Source organism: Rosistilla oblonga (assembly GCF_007751715.1).
In the GTDB taxonomy this organism is placed as follows: Bacteria; Planctomycetota; Planctomycetia; order Pirellulales; family Pirellulaceae; genus Rosistilla; species Rosistilla oblonga.
The window spans coordinates 4,726,829-4,747,859 of sequence record NZ_CP036292.1; the positions used below are offsets into that span (position 1 = coordinate 4,726,829).

Sequence of the window (21,031 nt, forward strand, 5' to 3'; positions counted from 1 at the left end):
TTCCCAGGGTTTCAATTCGGGCGTTTCCGCGGCTGCTCGTTTCGTGAGCTCACGCTTCGCCGGTTTTCAGTTTTGCGGCCATCAACGTGTTTTGCAACAACATCGCGATCGTCAGCGGACCGACGCCACCGGGAACCGGAGTGATTGCGCTGGCGACGGCGCTCGCTTCTTCGAAGTGGACGTCACCGACTAAGCGATCGCCGACGCGATTGATGCCGACATCGATCACGACCGCGCCGGGCTTGAGCCACGATCCGCGAACCATTTCAGGTCGACCGACGGCAGCGACGATGATGTCGCCGCTGCGGACGATTCCTTCCAAATCATCGCTCTGCGAATGGGCGATCGTCACCGTTGCGTTGGCAGCTTCGGGGCCACAGCTTCCGTCGCGAGCGGCCAACAGCAGCGCCATCGGTTTGCCGACGATATCGCTGCGACCGATCACGACGACATGTTTGCCGGGAACCGGAATCTCGCAACGCTTCAGCAACTGCACGACGCCGTGCGGTGTGCAGGGCAAAAATCGAGGGCGTCCTTGGACCAGCAAACCGACATTTTCAGGACTGAAGGCGTCGACATCTTTCATCGGGGCGACGACGTCGAGAACCTCGCGCTCGTCCAACCCAGCTGGCAGCGGCAATTGGACAAGGATTCCATCGACGTGGGGATCGTTGTTCAAACGCTCGACCACCGCAATCAGTTCGGCTTGCGACGTCGACGCATCCAATCGATGCAATTGGCTGTCGATACCGGCTCGCTCACACGCCCGCTGCTTGTTCCGAACATAGACCTCGCTAGCGGGGTCTGATCCAACCAAGACGGCGGCCAGACAGGGCTGCTTCCCGCCCTTAGCGATCCAGTCTGCGGTCTGTTGAGCCGTCTCGCCGCGAATCTCCGCAGCGATTGCTTTGCCATCGAGAATTCTTGCTGTCACGGGAGTTTGCTCGCTCGAAAAAATGGATGATTGGAAGGGCTGCAGGCCCTCAGCGCCCAGCAAATCAAAGGGGCTGCGGGTACGCAGTGGCAGCTTAAAGGATGCAACGCACGATCGTCTACTACACTATCGAGATCCTTCTACGCCAACGGTGGGGCCACGAACCGGCGTGGTCAAAAAATGTCTAAATCGTTATAGTTGACTTAAGTGACACAGTGTCACTTTGAACTCAATCTGAAATCGCTGCCACTTTTGGCATGCAATGAACTGTTATTAAGGATCTCCGCTCAATGTCCACCGATGCTCCCAAGCTGAGCCCCGTCGAAGGTTTCAAGGACGAATCTCGTTATCTTCGCGGCACGATCCCAGACGAACTACAAGCGGACACCGACCACTTTGGCAAAGGCGATTTGCAGCTGTTGAAGTTCCACGGCACGTACCAACAGGACGATCGCGATTCCCGCAAATCGCCGGGCGGGAAAACCTATTCGTTCATGATTCGCACCCGCATCCCGTCGGGCGTGCTCACTTCGGACCAGTTCCTGGCTCACTTGGATCTCTGTGACGAATTCGGCAATTCGACGATGAAGCTGACCACGCGTCAGGCGATTCAGTTGCACGGCGTCCCGAAAACCGATCTGAAGACAACGATTGCGCGGATCAACGAGTGTGGTCTGTCGACTCTTGCTGCTTGCGGCGACGTCAATCGCAACGTGATGTGTTGCCCAGCCAAACGCAGCGACAGCATCCACGATCAGATCCAATCGGCCGCGATGGACCTGGCGATGCACTTGGCACCACGCACGATCTCTTACCGCCAATGCTGGTTGGTCGACGATGAGACGGGCGAGAAGCAGTTGCTGCAGGACGAGAAGTCGCCCGAAGAAGTCGAACCGATCTACGGCAAGACCTATCTGCCGCGGAAGTTCAAGATCGGGATCGCACTGCCCGAGGACAACTGTATCGACGTCTATACCCAGGACCTGGGGATGATCGCTGTCGTTCGCGATGGCAAGGTGATCGGATACAACTTCACCGTCGGTGGCGGCATGGGCACAACTCCATCGGCCGCGAAGACCTTCCCGGCGTTGGGAAAACGGATGGCATTTGTCAAAGCCGAAGATGTCCTGAAGGTCGCCGAAGCGGTTGTGATCGTCCAACGCGACAACGGCAACCGGGCCGACCGCAAGGTCGCTCGCCTGAAGTACTTGATCGCCGAGTGGGGAATCGAAAAATTCCGCGACGCTGTCGAGAAGCATCTTGGTGCTCCACTGGACGATTGCACCGAAGACGATGTTTACGGCTTCGACGATCACATCGGCTGGCAAGACCAAGGCGATGGCAAGTGGTCCTATGGATTGAACGTCGAAAACGGACGTCTGTCCGATGGCCCCGAACGCCAATGGAAGGCTTGCTTCCGCGAAATCTGCAGCGAACTGAAGCCCGAAATTCGATTGACTTCGCACCAGAGCGCGATCCTCTGCGACATCGCTCCCGAAGACAAACCGAAGCTGACCGAGATCCTCAAGAAGCACGGGATTCCGGTTTCCGAAGAGGTCAGCACGGTTCGCCGCTGGTCGATGGCCTGTGTCGGTCTGCCGACTTGTGGGTTGTCGATCACCGAAAGCGAACGAGCTTTGCCACAAATGATCGACGAACTCGAAGCTCCGTTGGCCAAACTGGGACTCGACAAAGACGCCTTCACGATCCGAATGACCGGATGCCCCAACGGATGTGCTCGCCCGTATAACGCCGACATCGGATTGGTCGGTAAAGCGAAAGGTAAGTACACCGTGTTTGTGGGAGGTGCGTTGTTGGGGAACCGATTGAACTTCATCTTCCGCGATTTGGTCCCTACCGAAGAAGTCCCATCGACTTTGGTCAGCGTCTTCACGGCGTACAAGAACTACCGACAAGAGAGCGAAACGCTCGGCGACTTCTGCGCCCGCGTCGGTAAAGACGAGCTCGAGAAGCTGTGCTCGACGCCCGCTTAAACGCGAGCGCCTTGCCCTCTCGATGAACCACATTGCCCAACGTGTCCGCCGCGGATACGTTGGGTTTTTCAATTCCGCAGCCCGATCATCCGATCTCGCTTTTGGCAGTCGGTAGCGCCAACGCCGGCATCGCACTCCCAGCATCTGTTTCTCCTTTTTCCGCCCCTGCTTCTGGACCGCCCAACCTATGGATCGCCCCGCAAACCAAATCCGCGAAGTTTCGATCGAACGCCATTACTTGAAGTCGTCCCCCGGGAGCGTCTTGTATCGCTGCGGAGAAACGGTGGTGCTGTGCACCGCGTCGGTCTCGACATCGCTGCCGAAGTGGCGCGAAGGATCGGGCAAGGGCTGGGTGACTGCCGAATACAACATGTTGCCTCACAGCACCTCGGCGCGCAAGCAACGCGATCGGGGTGGCAAAGTCGACGGGCGGACGACCGAGATCCAACGACTGATCGGGCGCAGCCTGCGAGCTGTCGTCGACCTCGAAGCGCTCGGCGAATTGGCGGTGAACATCGATTGTGATGTCTTGCAAGCCGATGGTGGAACGCGAACCGCGTCGATCACCGGCGGATTCATCGCGTTGGTCGATGCCGTCGAATCGGCTCTGCCGGGCTCTAAAATCGGCGACGGTCCGATCCGCGATTACGTCGCGGCGATCAGCTCCGGCGTGATCGACAACACGGTCTACCTGGACCTCGATTACCGCCTGGATTCCGCTGCCGATGTCGACATGAACATCGTGATGACAGGTGCCGGGCGATTTGTTGAACTGCAGGGGACCGGCGAAGAGGCGACCTTCGATAACGACCAACTGACACAGTTGCTGGGGTTGGGAAAACAAGGGATCGATCAGTTGATCGGTCTGCAAAAACAGGCTCTGCAGCGGTAACCCCGCGTCCCGGTTTGCGGTCACGCTAGGACCGCACCACTTCTTTGAATTGCCTTCGGTCGACGCAGCAGCCAGCTCTGCGTCGATCACTCCAGCTAGCTCTTCTCTCTCGCCCTCTGGCGAGCCGCCGCGATCGCGGACGATCCTCATAATCGGATCAATCCGCACCCCGGGCACATGTCCTTAAGTGACCGTCGACCGACGGGACCACGATTCCAAGAATCTTGCCGAAAAGCAAAGCTTACCTACGCGTAGGCGTCCTATGCTTTCGTGTAGCATCGAACGATTCGACGTTAACGGGGCAGATCGATGGAGACTTCTAGATCGGGTAATTGGTGACGGGTAAGCGATACAAAACTTGCCAACCGACAAATCCACAACGACACGATACATGTGAACACATTGAGGGGCAAACGATGCGAGTGATGTTTGTAGACGACGAACCGCAGATTCTGCGAGCGATCAGTCGGATGCTGGACTGCGCCGATATCGATTGGGATTTTGAGACCGCCAGCGGTGGACGCGAGGCGATCGGAGCGTTGCAACAGGAAGACGTCGACATCCTGGTGACCGACATGCGGATGCCGGGAATGGATGGCGCGGCCCTGCTGGATCACGTCAGCCACGAACATCCGGCGACATCGCGCATCATCCTGTCGGGCCAAGCCGATCGCGACACGATGTACCGGGCCGTATTGCCGATGCATCAATTCCTGTCGAAGCCCTGCGACGCGCAAACCCTCCGCGACGTGTTGACGCGGACGTATTCGATCCGCAGCCTGTTCGGGAACGATGAAACGCATCGAATCGTCTGTGGGATCTCCTCGTTACCAACGACGCCCGGGCTGCTGGAACGCGTGGTGGCAGAAGCGAATTCGCGCAACGGATCGATCCAAAAACTGGGCGGCTTGATCGCATGCGACCCCGGCCTGACGGCAAAGACATTGCAACTGGCCAACTCCGCGATGTTCGGATACAACGGCGGCGAATACAGCGCCACGCAGGCGGCTCGCGCCCTCGGCATCGAAGCGATGCAGGCGTTGGTCGCAATGCTGGAGCACTCCTCATCGATCGAATCCGCTCCCCTGCCCGACTTCTCTTTCGATAGCTACGTCGCTCATGCCCAGCGGGTGGCGCGAGTGGCTTGCAAAATCGCGATCAAAGAAGGCTGGTCGCTGCAGTTGCAGCGCGAGGTTTATACCGCGGGTCTGCTGCACGATATCGGTCGCTTGGTTTCCAGCAACCATGCCCACACCAAGTCTCCGCTGGTCGCGGCGGGCCCAGCATCGGGGAACGATCACTTCTGGGAATCCGAACCGGCGATCGACGAAATCAGCGATCAGAAACTGGGAGCGTACCTGCTGGGACTGTGGGGACTTCCCGAAGAGATCGTGCAAGCTGTCGCGCTGCACCGCCAACCGACCGCCTGCCCCTCCGACCGGACATCGGCTGCCGCCGTGGTGTGCGCGGCCGACTGCATCGCGCACGAAGAAACCGATCCTTGGGACGATGGCGAGATCCAAGATTGTGAAAACTTATTTTCGAAGTTAGGCCTTCCCGGAAGGCTGGAAACTTGGCGTACTGCCGTCACCGAAGAGGAATAATGCGATGACCTTGAGAGTTCTGTTTGTTGATGATAACCAGAAGGTGTTGAACAGTATCGCACGCCAATTCGAAGGAGTGCTCGACTACGAAACCGCCAATGGTCCCCACGAAGCGATCGAGCTGTTGGACCCTGAGAATCCGTTTGCAGTCGTCGTTTCGGACATGCGGATGCCCAAGATGAATGGTGCCGAACTGCTGACGCACGTCCGCAAGGTGAGCCCCGAAACGGTCCGGATCATGTTGTCGGGATATGCCGACCTGCAGGCGACGATCCAGGCAGTTAACGAAGGGAACATCGCCCGGTTTCTGTCAAAACCCTGCCCACGCGAACTGCTCGAACGCGCGATCCGCGAAGGCTTGGACCAATACCAATTAGTAACCGGGCAACGCGAACTGCTGGAAGGAACGCTGCAGGGGAGCGTCACGGTGCTGTGCGCGATCCTGTCGCTGGTCCATCCGTTGGCGTTTGGGCGAGTCAGCCAGGTGCAGCGGATCGCGCTGGCGATCGGCGACCAAATGCAGCTCGAGAGTATCTGGGATTTGAAGATCGCATCGATGCTGTTCCCGCTAGGCTGCGTTTCGCTCTCCGAACGGGCGCTCGAATGCATGCTCGAAGGAATCCCGGTGCCGAGCGAAGAGCGGTCCGCGTACGAACAGCACCCATCGGTCGCCCGAGCGATGTTGCAAGAGATCCCGCGGCTGGATAACGTCGCTGCGATCGTCGCCTATCAAGAGAAGGGATTCGACGGCAGCGGGCTGCCGATCGACGAGATCGCAGGGACCGACATCCCTATCGGTGCGCGAGTCCTCAAGGCGGCTCTCGATTTTGAAATCGCGATGAAACAGACTTCCGACGCGACGACAGCGCTGGAAAAGTTGCTGCAGAGTCCCGCAGGTTACGATCCGGAGGTTCTCGACGCGCTCCGCCTACAAATCGAAGCCGGCTTCTGCCAACGCTCGCAGCGAACCGTCCCCTTAGCTGAACTGCGGACGGGAATGGTCCTGGCCGCGGACGTCCGACTCGAAGGTGGTAAATTGGTCGCCGCGAGTGGGCAGGAGGTGACCGATTCGATCCGCCGCAACCTGGAGACATTCTGCGAGTTTGGCCAGATCGAGGGGAGCTTCGAAATCGAATCGGTCGGCGGAGCTGAAAACGCCGAATGCGAAGCTGTCTGCTAATCAGACCGCAGGGCAGAATCCTCGATGCGCTCGCGTCGAACGACTTTTGTTCCCCGGTCGCAGACGGCGCGAGCGCATTGTTTATCCGGCCCCAAACGGCCAAACGCCCGCGGTGAAGCATCGCTGCGGGTCCTCGTTGTCCGATTTCACTTGGCTTTCTATACTCAGTGGCTCAAACACTGAGTACTGAAATCGGAAGGGATTGCCATGCCCAGCTCGGCTCCGGCCACGACGCTCGACGACGCGACCAAGCCCCTGTTCTGGGGCATCGACATCGGCGGCACAAACATCAAGATAGGCTTGGTCGATGATGCGGGGAAAACTCTGCATTTTGATCATATTCCCACGCAGGAATCCGAAGGCCCCCAGTCGGCGGTCGACCGGACAGCCGCTTTTTGGGCTAAAATCGAGCAGGAATTGGGATTGAGCCACGAGGATGTCCCCGTGATCGGGCTGGGAAGTCCCGGTTCGATGGATATCCCCCGCGGCTACCTCTTGGACCCGCCAAACCTCCCCCACTGGTGGAACTTCCCGATCCGCGATGCCTTTGCCGAGGCGACGGGCCGCCCGGTCGCCTTTATCAACGACGCCAACGCTGCGGCATACGGCGAATTCTGGGTCGGCACCGGTCAGCGGCAAGACAACATGGTCCTGCTGACGCTGGGGACGGGCGTCGGAGGCGGCATCGTCGTTGCCGATGAATTGGTCGACGGCGAGAACAGCTTTGGTGGCGAATGCGGCCACATGATCGTCGATCCTTCGCCGACGGCAAGGTTATGCGTGTGGGGCGGTGGTCGAGGACAACTGGAAGCCTACGCGAGCGCCAGCGCGGTCGTCGATCGAACTCGCGAACGATTGACCGCCGGCGGTGAGAGCAGCCTTTCGGGATTGCTCGGCGGCAGCAATACTGAACTGTCGGCCAAAGCCGTTTATTTGGCGGCGGAAGAGGGAGACGCGTTGGCGTTGGAAATCGTCGACGAGACCGCGTTTTGGCTGGGAATTGGAATCACGACGATCATCCACATGATCGACCCGGGACTGGTCGTGTTGGGCGGAGCGATGGATTTCGGCGGCGAAGCTTCCCAGGTCGGGCAACGATTCCTGGAAGGCATCCGCAAGGAATTCCACGCTCGCACGTTTGCCCACGTCGCCAAAGGAACAAAAATTGGCTTCGCCTCACTCGGGGGCGACGCTGGTTATTTAGGAGCCGCAGGATACGCCCGGAAGGCCTATCGCAAGCGGATGCAGTAGCAGCGGATCCTCGCATCGCGATCATTTCGGTCGGCGAGCGTCAAACGAAATCATTGAGAACAAGCCACCCGTGGAAATCAGAAACTTTTGTATCATTGCGCACATCGATCACGGCAAAAGCACGCTGGCCGATCGGTTGTTGGAATTCACCGGCACGGTGACGCGTCGCGAGATGAAAGAACAATTGCTGGACGATCTCGCCCTGGAACGCCAGCGTGGGATCACCATCAAAGCGCGGTCGGTCTCGATGCGGTACGTCCATAAAGGGACCCCGTACGAGGTGAACTTGATCGATACGCCCGGGCACGTCGACTTCCAATATGAAGTCTCCCGGTCCTTGACCTGTTGCGAAGGGGCGCTGCTGCTGGTCGATGCCTTCCAAGGGGTCGAAGCCCAGACGGTCGCCAACGCCTACAACGCGATGGAGCACGATCTGAAGATCATTCCGGTGATCAATAAGATCGATCTGACGCACGCTCGCCCCGATGAAGTGACCGAGGAGATGGAGCAGTCGTTGGGGATCGATCCCGACGACGTCGTGCGGTGTAGCGCCAAAGCGGGCATCGGAATCGAAGAGCTGATGACGGCGATCGTCGAAAAAATCCCGGCGCCTACCGGCGACGTGGACGCACCGCTGCAGGCGATGGTTTTCGATTCGAACTACGACGATTTCCGCGGCGCGATCACCTACGTCCGGATGATGAACGGAACGGTCAAGAAAGGCCAGAAGATCAAATTCTTGCGAGCCGGCACGGTCCACGACGTCGTCGAATTGGGCCAGTTTGTACCGCAGCGTAAAGCGTGCGACCAGCTTTCCGCCGGCCAAGTTGGCTACCTGATTTGCAATATCAAATCTCTCGCCGACGTCCACATCGGCGACACGGTCAGCACCGCCGGGAACGAACCAGCCGAAGCGTTGGAAGGTTACGAGCGTCCCAAGCGGATGGTCTACTGTGGCTTGTACCCAAGCGATGGCCAGGAGTTCAGCGATCTCCGCGACGCGTTGGAACGATTGGCGATCAACGACCCCAGCTTCGAGTTCGAACCGGAAACCAGCGACGCCCTTGGGTTTGGTTTCCGCTGCGGCTTCCTGGGCCTGCTGCACATGGAGATCGTGCAACAGCGTCTGGAAAGCGAATCGGATATCGATCTCGTCCAGACCGCTCCCAACGTAACATATGAGATCGTCGACACCCGCGGCAACACGCGTGAGATCCACAAGCCGCAGGATGTTCCCGATCCCAACGATATCGCGGAGTTCCGCCAGCCGATCGTCCGCTGCAATATCGTCGTGCCGTCGGAGTGCATCGGCATCGTGATGAAGCTGTGCCAGGACCGCCGCGGTATCCTGCGAGGCAACGAATATCTCAGCCCCACGCGGTCGATGATCAGTTACGACATCCCGCTGGCCGAAGTGATTTACGACCTGCACGATAAGATCAAAAGTGGCACCCGAGGCTACGGAACGCTCGACTACGAATTGATCGGATACGAAGCTGCCAACCTGGTCCGGATGGACATCCTGGTCAACGGCAATCGCGTCGATGCGTTGAGCATCATCTGCGACCGAGGCGATGCCGATCGCCGCGGACGGGCAGTGGCAAAGAAGTTGAAAGCGGAGATCGAACGGCACATGTTCGAGGTCGCGGTGCAAGCCGCTGTCGGCAGCCGCGTGATTGCACGCGAGACCGTTCCGGCGATGCGGAAGAACGTCACCGCCAAGTGTTACGGCGGCGATATCTCGCGAAAGCGAAAGCTGTTGCAGAAACAGAAGGAAGGTAAAAAGCGGATGAAGGCGATCGGCAGCGTCGAGATCAGCCAGAAGGCCTTCATGAGTGTGCTCAGCAGCGGCGAAGAGCACTAGCTGCGGAATGCCATCGGCGCGGCGTGCGACCATCGCCGCCGCGTCCTATTGGAAACGGATCCGCTTCAGGACGCGATGCTCTCCCTGAGTTTCAATCCGATGCGTCTTGCCCCGATCGCCATCCCCGCCGGCGATCCGGTTCGCATCGACCAACGCCTTCAGCTGCATCGCAGCTTCCGCCGCGTCCAGTTCCGTAACCGGAGGTTGATCGACAGCCGCGATCTTTCCCTCACCATCCAACCGGACGTCGAACTGCACCGGAACATAGACGCTGACACCGTCGCAGTCCCCCAACGCAGGATCGTTGACCGGGTGCAAACGGTTCCCCGCAGCCGACACTCGATTCCCCGGCAACCGCTGCAGAATCGCCACGTCGGAAAGTTGTAGATCCTGCTCTAACGCAGCAGCCAGGATCGCGTCGCTATTTGTATCCCCTGTGGCTCCCAATCGCAGCGCGACGAGATCGGGAGCGTCGGACCAGTCGCTAAAGTCGACGCCAGCAGCGTCTGCCGAATCGCCAAACCGGAGCGTATCAATCCCCTGCGATTTGCAGGCGGCGATGCAGGAGGCAGCTTTCGCGATCATCAGACAGTCGCTCGGCGATGCTTCGATCTCCAATCGATCGATCGCATCGTGAAACCACCTCGCGTTGGGCTCAGAAAGTTCCTGGCGTGACACAAACACAACACGTTGTTCCACCGGCTCAAAAAATTGCCGCAGTCCTAGTTCGCCCAACCGTTCAAAAAAATCGGCTTCCGATTCGCCTGCATACTGCGGCGTCTCGGCAGGATCGGCGATCAAACAGATCTCCAACGGATCGCCATCGGCGGTGACAAACGACCGCAACGCGTTTAGCGCTGCCGGAACGTGCGGCAGCACATGGTCGTCGCGGACAAGCGTGCCAACAAAGTCGAGCATTACGATGCGGATCATCCAACCGTCCTCCAATGAACTGGAACACGGTCATTATACTGCTGGCCGGGGTCGATAAAGAGACTCGCCGATCCAGCAAGAAAACCGACGCGCCGAACTGCCGGTTTGCGGCGTTTTGATCCACAACCGTTGTCGGCGGACCGCGGGAGAGCCCCGTCCTACAACAAGCTTTCGAGTCGCGAGAGTGCAACCATCAACTGGTTCCATTCGCTGACCACATCGTAGGTGTTGATCACTTGGGCGTCGGAGCGGTCGAACCCAACCTCGCTGATCGAGATCTTTTGGTCCAGAACCATCATCCCCTCGCTAGTCGCCATCTCACACTTGTCGCTCGCGGTGACGTTTTGGTCGTCGTACATCGGCACGACTTGTTGCATCGCACGGTGGACAGCCCAGAGAGCCGCCTTGTGCGAATCGTCTGCCGAAACAACTGCCTTCATGGTTCCCGATTCAATGTAGTACTTGGCCATCGTTGATCTCTCCGTCGCAGGGGGTGCAAGGTTCCGGTCAGCGGTTCCTCCCGCCGACATCAGAACTATCGCACCCAGGACGGACAAGTTAGGTCAGACCTCTTCGTGCATCGCCTCACTGAACCGGTATCCAACGCCGCGAACGGTTTCAATCACGTCGGCGTAGGCCCCAAGTTTCTTCCGCAACGCACGGATGTGCACGTCGATCGTACGCTCCAAAACCATCGTATCCTCGCCCAAAGCCGCGTCGATCAGTTCGGCCCGATCGAAAACCCGGCCGGGTTGGCGAATCAAAGTGTCCAGCAAACGGAATTCGCTGCGGGTCAGATCCAACGGTTCTTCGCCGACCGCCGCTTTATAGCGTCGCCGGTCGACACTTACCGATTTGTAGCTGACGATATCCTGGTTCTTGATCGCCGCCGCCTGTTCGCGACGTCGCAGCAACGCCTTCACCCGCTGCAACAGCACCGCCACGCTGAACGGTTTGCAGACGTAGTCGTCCGCACCGATCGAAAACCCAGCGATCTGATCGGAGTCTTCCGATTTTGCCGTCAGCATCAGAATCGAGATATTCTTCGTATCTTCGCTAGCTCGCAAAGTCCGACAGACTTCCAGCCCGTTGAGCGATGGCAACATCACATCGAGGATCACCAGATCGGGCAGCTTCAGCCGAGCCTGGTTGAGCGCATCGCGGCCATCAAGCGCTCGCGAGACCTCAAAACCCTCTTTCTTCAGGTTGTAAACCAAAACCTCAGCGACGCTCAGATCGTCCTCGACAACGAGAACTTTGATATTCGGCATGCGTGTGAAGACCTTCGTATTGCCTGTTGAATAATTCTGCTTCTCGGAATGCGCGATCGGCAATTTCGCACAGGGCAGTCATTGCTGTTATCGTCGACGACAGCACCCGAATTGGCTACCCCGATCCGGTTAGTGTCAAATGAAGATCCCGTGAAGCTCACGTTAAGCCAACGCCGCGAAACATCCCACTAACGCCACGCAAGGGAAGATAATACCGCAAAGCCAATTCGCGACGCAAATCGGTTGGCACAAACCTCAGCCAATTCCCAGCCCGGCCCGAAACGGACAGCCCCAAACATTGCACGCCGATCAAGCATCTTGGTCCAGGCAATCCGCCGCGATCCAACCGCTCATCATCACCATCGGCATCCCCGGTCCCGGATGAGCCGCCCCGCCGGCGAGATACAGACCGCGAATGTCTTTGCGTCGATTCGCCGGTTTAAACGCTCCGGTGAACTTCCCGTGACTCGCCAATCCGTAGATCGCTCCATTGAGGACGCGGTAGCGATTGTGAATGTCTTGCGGCGTCAGCACCTGTTCGAATTTGATATGGCTCTCCAAGTCGTCCAACTCCGCCGTCTCCTGCAACTTCTCGATGATTCGCCGCCGGTAATCGGGCAGCATCACCGACCAATCCTGCCCGGGACGCAGGTACGGCGTATGGACCAGTACGTACAACGCTTCTCCACCTTCGGGAGCGACCTGAGGTTCGGTGACCGCCGGCGCACAGACGTAACAGGTCGGCTCGGGAGCCAGTTGGCCCCGGCGGTAGATGTAATCGAACTCCTCTTCGGGATCGCGAGAGAAGACGAAGTTATGATGCAGGAGTTGCTCGTAGCGGCGATCCAATCCCAGATACAACACGACGCCGCTGCAAGCCGGCTCCGGATCGCGGAGCTTCAGCCGCGCGTGAGGGCAATCCTTCAGCAGTTCGCGATAGGTCCGCACCGAATCGCAATTGCTGATCACAGCATCGGCCGGGATCACCTCGCCAGTTGTCGTTTGTACTCCCGTCGCTCGACGCGACTCGACATTGATTCTCGCCACGTCGACGCCGACGCGGATATCGACGCCCAGTTCGATCGCCAACCGCGATAGCCCTTCGACAACCGCGCGCGTTCCGCCGATCGGATACCAGATCCCCTCGTCGGTCTGCATATGAGCGATGCCACACAATACCGCCGGCGACGCTTCGGGAGACGACCCGACGTACTGAGTGAAGTGATCGATCATCTGCGCCGCGCGGTCGTCGGGGACATGCTGCCGAACCACCTTCGAAACGCTTTTCCCCATCCGCAAGCTCATCACATCCTTGAGCACCGACGGCGAAAACGCGCCGCTGGCATCCATCGTGTCGCGGATCGATCCGATGCTGCGCCAGAAGAAGAACTTTTCGGAGACCTCGTGCAGCTGCTTGGAGACTTCCATGAACCGGCCGTACCCCTCGCCACTCTCCGGGCCGCCGGTGAATTCATCCAGCCGCTGCTGCATCTGCTGAAGATCGCTCACCAGATCTAAGACACCGCCGCCATCGAAAAAGCAACGCCACTGAGGATCCAGCGGCACCAGTTCCATGTAGTCCCGCAGATCGCGCCCCGCTTCGCTGAAGATTCGCTTCAGCACCGATGGCAGCGTCAAGATCGTCGGCCCCATGTCGAATCGGAAGCCACCAGATTCGAGCACAGCCGCCTTGCCGCCGACCCATTCGTTCTTATCCAGAAGGATTACGCGGTGGCCGCGAGCCGCTGCGGTGCAAGCTGCGGCGAGGCCGGCCAGCCCGCCGCCGACCACGACCACGCGTTGAGACACTTCGGTTCCTTTGTGCATTGCTTCGTTCTGACTTTATCGTGAATCGTTGTTTCGGCTCTGGCGAATGCCCCGAACCATCTGCCCCAGGCCGCGCAAACGCAGACGCCAGCCGGCGGCAAATTTGAGTTGCAACAGCCCGGCGAGAATCGCTTCGTCGCCGGCCGTCGGCGCCGCCAAATGCTTCGGATGACGCAACCTCTGCGTGGCGATCACCCGCGGACAGGTCATCGCCAACAGCCCCTCGGCACCACGCGTCGTCCCGAACCCGCTCGCGCGACGCCCCCCAAAGGGTATCCGAGGATCGGCGGTTGGCACAATAAGGTCATTGATCGTGACCGTTCCGACATCCAACAGATCAGCCAGCTGCCGCGCCTCTTTTTGTGGCCCAAAGATCGACGCTGCCAACGCATAGGGAGCTCTCGCCACGAGATCGACTAAATCGTCGGGGGATGCATAATCGCAAACCGCCGCTAACGGAGCAAACAGATCGGCCGACATGATAGGCCAATCGGGCTGAGCACCAAACAGAACCAACGGCGGCGTGGCACCGGTCCTTTCGAAAGCTTCCCGATCCCATAAGCCGCCGACGACGCGAGCCCCACGCGCGATCGCATCTTCGACAGCCTCGATCATCCGCGTTTGAACCGCTGGATGGACAGGGATCGAAGGCATTTGAACCAGCCGCTGTTTCAACAGCTTGCGATAGTGATCCGATTGTCGCTGGCAGAGAAAGATACGGCGGGGGGCGATGCAGGTTGCTCCGCTGTTGAAGCTCAAACCGAACAGCAGCGATTCGACCACGCGGGCGCGATCCGCCTCGGGCAACACGACCATCGCATCGCATCCGCTCAGCTCCATCGTCGCGGGAGTCAACGCGTCGGCGGCCACCGAACCGACCCGCCGCCCGGTCGTCGACGATCCGGTCAACACCACCTTTTCGACTCCTGCCTGAATCAACCGCGTGGCGACTTCGGGGTCGCTGCCAACCTGCCGGATCAGATCGGTTCCGACAGCGGCTTGAAAACAATCGACAAGCGTCGCCGTGGCAGCTTCACAGCCCGGAGCCGGTTTCAATAGAACAGCATTCCCAGCCACCAACGCCTGCGCCGCTTGAACGCCCGCCAAAAAGAGCGGATAGTTCCAAGGAGCGATGATCAACACGCGGCCCAAAGCGACGCGTTGCACTTCGGCTCGCGTCCCCCATAACCACAGCGGTCGCCCGGACAACGGCAGCTTGCGCGTTGCCAACACCTTGGCGGCGTCGCGTTGCAGATACCGCAACGCCTCGCACAGCGGGATCAGCTCCGCCGAAAGCGTTTCGGTCTTCGACCTCCGCTGTGGCAGAGTGACCAAGTCGCACAAATCGTCGGCGACTTGAGCGATCCGAGTCTGCACGGCATGCATTCGCAAACCGCGCTGTCGCACGGACAGTCGAGCCCATTGCTTCTGAGCCGCAGCGGCACTGTCCAACGCCGCCCGACAATTCGATCCATCGACCAGCGTCACAGCGTCGACTTCAAGTAGGCTTCCGCCTCGTCCAACGTATTGGCGACCTCTGGCGGCACGCCGATGCCGTACCAATCACCGCCTAACAACCGGTAGTATCCATGTCCTAAGATCCGTGGATTCGCCGGATTGCGACTGCAAAACCGAATCAGAACTTGGTGCTGATCGTCGCTCGTCTCCAACAACGACGGCTCGGCGTGCTGCCGGTAATACTCGCGTGGCTCCATCGCAACGACCAACGGAATCCCAAAATAGAAGTACAACGCCTCCTGCAGCGAACAGGGAGCGTTGGTCCGTTTGTAGGCAAAGGTCCGCGGGGTTTTCTGCACGACTTCGGGAACCTTTTTCGCTGAATTGCGGAGGACTTGGTCGATCCCTCCCAAGGCATGGAAGGTGCCTAGCGTGTCGTTGCACAGCAGTTTAACGATCCGGCTGGGCGTCCCTTGGCCGTACAACACCCACCCCGAATCACCTTCGGATTCCAATGCAAATGCGGGGCTCTCTTTCATCGGCGTGATGCGTGCCAAAGGAATGGCAGTGCCACCGTAATCGAATTCGAGAAAGAAGTGCGAACCGCGTTGAGCAACAACGATCCCCAACTCGACCAACAACGGCGACAACGCAACACTCTCTTGCAGACGCCGCATCGCCAAGTTCCGCTGCGCACTCGTGATGCTTCGAGATTTCACCTTCTCAGGAACGATCGGTTTCTTTTTTGGCACTAAACGGACTCCCTTGCGCTGGCCCCTCGAACTGCCCCAAAAAAAAGAACGGAAGAGGCGGCGACTGACCGTGCATCCGCATCGCCGTCACACGCGTGGATTAGCCCTCTCTAACATTTCATCGTACCCACTTTCTTCCGGCTTGTCTGCCCAAGAAATAATGCATTTCGCAACGAGTTTCACTGGGCTCCGAGCAACGGCAACAGTCCATTGCAATAGACACGCATCAACCACCAAACTGGTGGAGCATGTAAATCTCGCTGCTACTGCGATTCGTCACCCAACAGTTGCTGTAGCAAAGGCCCCCAAGCCAGTTGCCCCACAGATCCCCTCTCGAGATTTACATCGATGGCGTGTGCGAGGCAGCGATCGGCTAAAGCTCGCCATCGCAGCCCCCCGTCATTCGATACGCTCTCCTGCGTCGAGAGCTCTTCCGCCGGCAACCGCCAGGCTGCCGCGAGGTCGACGAGCCCAAGATGATACGCGTTTGCCGCCCGATCCGGTTGCCCCAACTGCTGCTGCAATTGCCCCCAACGAATGAGGGTCCAGGCCCTGAGAGAAAGCCAATCGGAACGCCCGGGTGCGACCTGCAGCGCTTCGCTGATCCGATCATTCAGCTCTCCCAGCGTACCGGCAGCCTGGACGTCCTGGCCAGCCAGACGATAGGCGTCCGCCAAGGCAATCTGCAACTCGGCCATCAATTGCAGCGGAGTCGTTGGTTCCTGGCGAGCCAGCTGACTCGCCCACCTCACGCCATGTTGCAACGCCAGCACCGCGTTATCGGCGGCGGCGCGAGTCAGAGCACGGCCAAGTTCAAGCTGCCCGCGAGCCAGAGCATCGAGCGATTCCGATTCCACCACCGGATCAACCTCCGATTGGCTCGATGGTTCGGCTAACGAATCCAACGCAGCTTGCAGCGCCACAACGTTTTCATCCGCCGCAACGCCGGCCCCCTTCGCCGCATCATCGCGCAAATCAAATCGCACCAGCCCCGACGCAATCCGCACGCGTTCGCGTTGAATCCGCGGCTGCGAGGAATTGGCGACGGAAATCGCGGCGAGCGTATCGCGAGCCATCAGATAGTTCTGCTGAGCTGCGATCGGATCGTTCGACAGCCACTTCAAATTGGCGATTTGGATCAGGCAGCGGACAGCTTCGACCTGTTGCTGTGGTTGATCAGCCAGTTGATAGTAGAGCGATTGATAGTGGTGGATCGCTTGCCGCAGCAGGTCGCTACGAAGAGGCGAGGCGTCGGGATAATATTCCAATGCGACGTTCCATTGGTTCAACCAGATGTCTGCCGCCCCCTGCACTTGCCGCAGATGCTTGTGCGCCCAGCGACGTTCGCGCTCGGCGCGTTTACGCATACCAGATTCTTTTGCATGCGCCGCCCAAGCCTCTTCCTTGGCGAACCGTTCGGCGCGATGGGCACGCGTTACGACGACGCTGGTGACCGACGCAGAGATCGCCAAAATCGTCGCTCCCACAACCGTTGCGGCTACGAGTGCCGGGCGGCGGCGACTGGCGCGGCCGACCGATTCGATCAACGTTTCGCGGTGCGAACTGACTTTGTCGCCCGCCAGAAACCGACTGATATCATCGGAGATCTGTTGTGCCGTTACGTAGCGGTCCTCCGGACGCCGCGCTATCGCTTTGTTGCAGATCGAATCCAGCGGCCCAGGAATTCTGCGATCCAGAGTTCGCGGAGCCTTACAGTCTCCCGAGATTACTTTAGCGATCATCGTCTGTGCGTCGTCGGCTTGAAACGGCGTTCGCCCTGTCAGCAGTTCATACAACATGACTCCCAACGCATAGATATCGCTAGCCGGTCCGATTCTGTCGGTCTCGCCACGCGCCTGCTCGGGCGCCATGTAGGCGGGCGTTCCGATGATCGTCCCCATCCTGGTCTCGACGGGATCGAGCGACGCGGAATCGAGCGGTCCGGTCGCTGAAACCAGCGGCGTCCCCGCGGCGAGCGTCGCCATCGCACTGTCGCACTGCTGTTCTGAATCGTCGGCGTCGGTACCGATTCGCTTCGCCAATCCCCAATCGACGACTACCGTTTCACCGAACTGCCCCACGATCACGTTGGCTGGTTTCAAGTCGCGGTGGATGACCTGTTGTTGATGCGCATAAGCGATCGCATCGCAGATATCGACGAAACATCGCAGCAGCTTGTGCAACTGGACCTGCTTTTTCGGCCCCGGTGACATGCAATGGTAGTCGCGAATCTTGTGTTCCAGCGTGACGCCATCCAACAACTTCATCGCATAAAACGGCTGACCGTCCTCGCGACGAACGCCCCGCTCATAAACCGGCACGATCCCGGGGTGCTGCAGTTGCGCCGTGATCATCCCTTCGTGGATGAAACGCTGCACCAAGTTGTCGTCGCCGCTCGCGTGAGCTCCCAAGACTTTGACTGCGACATCGCGTTCCAACTGACGATCGCTGGCGCGGATCACAACGCCCCAACCACCGCGGCCCAGTTCTTGATCGCCGGCGTACCGGTCAGCCCCCAACGGCAAGGCCTCGTGCTGTAGTGCTTCGGCCAACGACGCACTCCCCGAAGCGATGGTGGTCGTATCGAAACCGCTGGAAGCATTCATGAACAAAAACTCAGTAGACGATCGAGTGGAGTGACGTCGGCAAATTCGCCGCGGCGTGTAAACATAGAATTCTCTGACCGACAAGCGTTGCTAAACCGAGCCGGCGACAGGCGGCCTACGCTCCGAGCAATCGGGACAGCCCGAACACCTGCTACAACGCGCCCGATGCCGCTGAGGATCGCTTCAAATTTTTCCGCATCGATCCCGATCGCGGGCCAGCGGCGAAAAACGTGGCTCACCATTTTCTGAAGAGGGACTGCAGTTCCTCTCGATCAAGTTGCCGCTCTTTCCTTCTCTTCTGCCGCTGGAAATGCCAGATGTCAATGCTCCAGGAACCTACTCTATTGGTCGATCCAGCAACCCAAGATGCTGTCGGATCGCAGCGATGGTTGGTGCAGATCCATCCGCTGGATCTGGATCGCGGGCCGATAGAGATCATGGAAACGATCCAGATTGGCCGCGATTCGCACTGCAGCCTGCGACTGCCCGACCATTCGGTGTCGCGGCGGCATGCGGAGATCGTCAAACAGGGGGACCACTACACAATCCGCGATCTCGACAGCACCAACGGCGTGATCATCAACGGCCAAGCGGTGCAGTCCCACGAACTGCAGACCGGCGACCGCATCCAATTGGGCAGCCGGATCTTTCGCTTTCTGGCCGACCACGACCTCGAGGCGCAGTACCACGAGACCGTTTATTCGATGATGACCCGCGACGGGCTGACCGGCGTTTTTAATAAACGCTACCTGCTGGAAAGCCTCGACCGCGAGGTCGCCCGGTGCCGTCGATACAAGCGGCCGATCGCGGTGATATTGTTAGACATCGACCACTTCAAATCGATCAACGACACCCACGGGCACCTGGCAGGTGACGAAGTCCTTCAGCAAATCTCGTCGCGGTTGGGCGATGTACTCCGCAGCGACGAAATCCTGGCGAGGTTTGGCGGCGAAGAGTTTGCGATCGTGATCGTCGAATCGAATCGCAAGAACGCTCTGGATGTCGCCGAGCGTTGCCGCAAGGCTTGCGCTAAAGAAGCCTTCAAAACATCGGCCGGCTTGCTCGAAGTAACGATCAGTCTCGGCGTAGCCGCTCCCGCGGTCGACGAAATCGAAACCCGAGCGGCACTGCTCGACGCGGCCGACAAGTACTTGTACCAAGCCAAGCACGCCGGCCGCAATCAAGTCGTCGGATAGAGTTCGTAGGCGGCGTCGAGCGTCGCCGACTGTCGATTTCACGGTAACTTAATGTCCCTAGATGTCACCTCGGATCGCCCGCGACGGGGATCGATCGGGCGTTAGCAGACGTTACCTACGCATGCTTGGCACGCAGAGAAATTCAATTGGCGCAGTTTGCGCAGTCGCTTACGCTATCGGTCCAGTGCCTGCGGGGGACACGTTTCCCCCGAAGGCGAATAGGTTCCAATAGAAGCGAGGTAGCGCCGTTATGCCGATCGAATTTCCCTGTGATGGGTGCCAACAGAAACTCCGAGTGCCCGACAACAGCGCTGGCAAGCAAGCCAAGTGCCCCAACTGCGCTCGGATTCTGACAATCCCTGCCTCACAAACGGAGGAGCCGGCACCCGCTGCGCCTACTCCCTCAAACGATCCCTTCGACTTCGGCGGGCCAACCGGTGATCAGCCCGCCGGTGACAATCTTGGCGCGGGCGGATTTGGCGGGGGCAACTTCGGCGGGGCCGCGGCGTCCCACCAAAATCCATACGCCTCGCCAGCTGCGGCTTCACAACCGATGGGATCTGGCGGCTCGGGAACGCTTTCGGTTCAGCCGATGGATCCTATCGGAGCGGTTTCGCTCGGATGGGAGTTATTCAAAAGGAATGCTGGCCTTCTGATTGGATCGGTGCTGGTTATCGTGGGTGTATCTGGTGGTCTGATGCTCGCAACCATGGCCTTAACAGTTGCCATGGTCAAGGTGACAGGAGATCCGAATTCTCCGGTGAATTCCGTTGTGAATATCGCGACGTCATTAATAAGCCAACTAATTCAGCTCTGGATTGGGATCGGAGCGATACGTCTTGGCATCGCAGTGGCGCGAGGGCAAGCGGTAGAGCTCGGGATGCTCTTCAGCGGAGGGCCATTTGTGCTGCGATATATAGGAGTATCGATTCTATTTACACTGGGAATGTATCTAGGACTTCTTCTGCTAATAGTCCCAGGAATCTACTTCAGCCTGACATACTGTTGGTGTTTCTACTTTTTGGTCGATCGTGATTGCGGAGTGATGGAAGCGTTCCGACTCTCGGGGCAACATGCGAAAGGAAATCGCCTCAACACTTTTGTTTTGGGGATTGTCTCGTCCGTACTGAATATCCTTGGCTTTCTGATGTGCATCGCTGGCGCGTTAGTCACGATTCCCGTGGGGATGCTGGCGATGTCCATCTGCTACTTAATGATGACTGGACAGCGGTACTGGCAACCGCATCCGTCAGGACAGTGAACTAACGG

General features: G+C 58.9%; 16 protein-coding genes. 8 read left to right on the plus strand and 8 right to left on the minus strand.

What is annotated here, in order from left to right:
• Positions 1–49: 49 nt before the first annotated feature.
• On the minus strand, positions 50–934 hold the full coding sequence (gene folD / locus CA51_RS16645) for a bifunctional methylenetetrahydrofolate dehydrogenase/methenyltetrahydrofolate cyclohydrolase FolD (protein ID WP_145122359.1): 885 nt from the start codon (positions 932–934) through the stop codon (positions 50–52).
• 290 nt (positions 935–1,224) lie between these two features.
• Here folD and CA51_RS16650 point away from each other — a divergent pair, with 290 nt between their 5' ends.
• The 6 genes from CA51_RS16650 (at position 1,225) to lepA (ending at position 9,719) form a co-directional block, all read left to right on the plus strand.
• Positions 1,225–2,928: an NADPH-dependent assimilatory sulfite reductase hemoprotein subunit gene (locus tag CA51_RS16650; protein WP_145122360.1), complete on the plus strand. Its 1,704-nt coding sequence runs from the start codon at positions 1,225–1,227 to the stop codon at positions 2,926–2,928.
• A gap of 187 nt (positions 2,929–3,115) precedes the next feature.
• The gene (gene rph, locus CA51_RS16655; protein WP_145122361.1) at positions 3,116–3,820 is read left to right on the plus strand and encodes a ribonuclease PH; all 705 of its coding nucleotides are present in this window, start codon (positions 3,116–3,118) and stop codon (positions 3,818–3,820) included.
• Positions 3,821–4,236: 416 nt separating this feature from the next.
• Positions 4,237–5,424 carry an HDOD domain-containing protein gene (locus tag CA51_RS16660; RefSeq protein ID WP_145122362.1) on the plus strand — a complete coding sequence of 396 codons (1,188 nt, stop codon included), beginning with the start codon at positions 4,237–4,239 and terminating at the stop codon, positions 5,422–5,424.
• Positions 5,425–5,428: 4 nt separating this feature from the next.
• The gene (locus CA51_RS16665; RefSeq protein ID WP_145122363.1) at positions 5,429–6,604 is read left to right on the plus strand and encodes an HD domain-containing phosphohydrolase; all 1,176 of its coding nucleotides are present in this window, start codon (positions 5,429–5,431) and stop codon (positions 6,602–6,604) included.
• A gap of 207 nt (positions 6,605–6,811) precedes the next feature.
• Positions 6,812–7,855: an ROK family protein gene (locus tag CA51_RS16670; protein WP_145122364.1), complete on the plus strand. Its 1,044-nt coding sequence runs from the start codon at positions 6,812–6,814 to the stop codon at positions 7,853–7,855.
• A gap of 49 nt (positions 7,856–7,904) precedes the next feature.
• On the plus strand, positions 7,905–9,719 hold the full coding sequence (gene lepA / locus CA51_RS16675; protein ID WP_145122365.1) for a translation elongation factor 4: 1,815 nt from the start codon (positions 7,905–7,907) through the stop codon (positions 9,717–9,719).
• A 45-nt stretch (positions 9,720–9,764) separates the two neighbouring features.
• Here lepA and CA51_RS16680 read toward each other — a convergent pair whose 3' ends face one another.
• From CA51_RS16680 to CA51_RS16710, 7 genes are all read right to left on the minus strand, one after another.
• Entirely contained in the window at positions 9,765–10,652 is an 888-nt protein-coding gene (locus CA51_RS16680; protein WP_145122366.1) for an HAD family hydrolase, read from the minus strand.
• Positions 10,653–10,810: 158 nt separating this feature from the next.
• On the minus strand, positions 10,811–11,122 hold the full coding sequence (locus CA51_RS16685; protein WP_145122367.1) for a hypothetical protein: 312 nt from the start codon (positions 11,120–11,122) through the stop codon (positions 10,811–10,813).
• A gap of 93 nt (positions 11,123–11,215) precedes the next feature.
• Positions 11,216–11,923, minus strand: a complete 708-nt coding sequence (locus CA51_RS16690; RefSeq protein ID WP_145122368.1) for a response regulator — start codon at positions 11,921–11,923, stop codon at positions 11,216–11,218.
• A 309-nt stretch (positions 11,924–12,232) separates the two neighbouring features.
• Positions 12,233–13,750 carry a phytoene desaturase family protein gene (locus tag CA51_RS16695; RefSeq protein WP_145122369.1) on the minus strand — a complete coding sequence of 506 codons (1,518 nt, stop codon included), beginning with the start codon at positions 13,748–13,750 and terminating at the stop codon, positions 12,233–12,235.
• A gap of 15 nt (positions 13,751–13,765) precedes the next feature.
• On the minus strand, positions 13,766–15,238 hold the full coding sequence (locus CA51_RS16700; protein ID WP_197451244.1) for an aldehyde dehydrogenase family protein: 1,473 nt from the start codon (positions 15,236–15,238) through the stop codon (positions 13,766–13,768).
• Positions 15,235–15,960, minus strand: a complete 726-nt coding sequence (locus CA51_RS16705; RefSeq protein ID WP_145122371.1) for a hypothetical protein — start codon at positions 15,958–15,960, stop codon at positions 15,235–15,237. Before CA51_RS16705 ends, CA51_RS16700 begins: the two co-directional genes overlap by 4 nt.
• A gap of 263 nt (positions 15,961–16,223) precedes the next feature.
• Positions 16,224–18,566 carry a protein kinase domain-containing protein gene (locus CA51_RS16710; RefSeq protein ID WP_145122372.1) on the minus strand — a complete coding sequence of 781 codons (2,343 nt, stop codon included), beginning with the start codon at positions 18,564–18,566 and terminating at the stop codon, positions 16,224–16,226.
• Positions 18,567–18,883: 317 nt separating this feature from the next.
• Between CA51_RS16710 and CA51_RS16715 the strand changes: the two genes are divergently transcribed.
• Positions 18,884–19,762: a diguanylate cyclase gene (locus tag CA51_RS16715; RefSeq protein WP_145122373.1), complete on the plus strand. Its 879-nt coding sequence runs from the start codon at positions 18,884–18,886 to the stop codon at positions 19,760–19,762.
• Positions 19,763–20,354: 592 nt separating this feature from the next.
• A complete protein-coding gene (locus CA51_RS16720) occupies positions 20,355–21,023 on the plus strand; it encodes a hypothetical protein (protein ID WP_145122374.1) in 669 nt (222 codons plus the stop codon).
• The last annotated feature ends 8 nt before the right edge of the window (positions 21,024–21,031 follow it).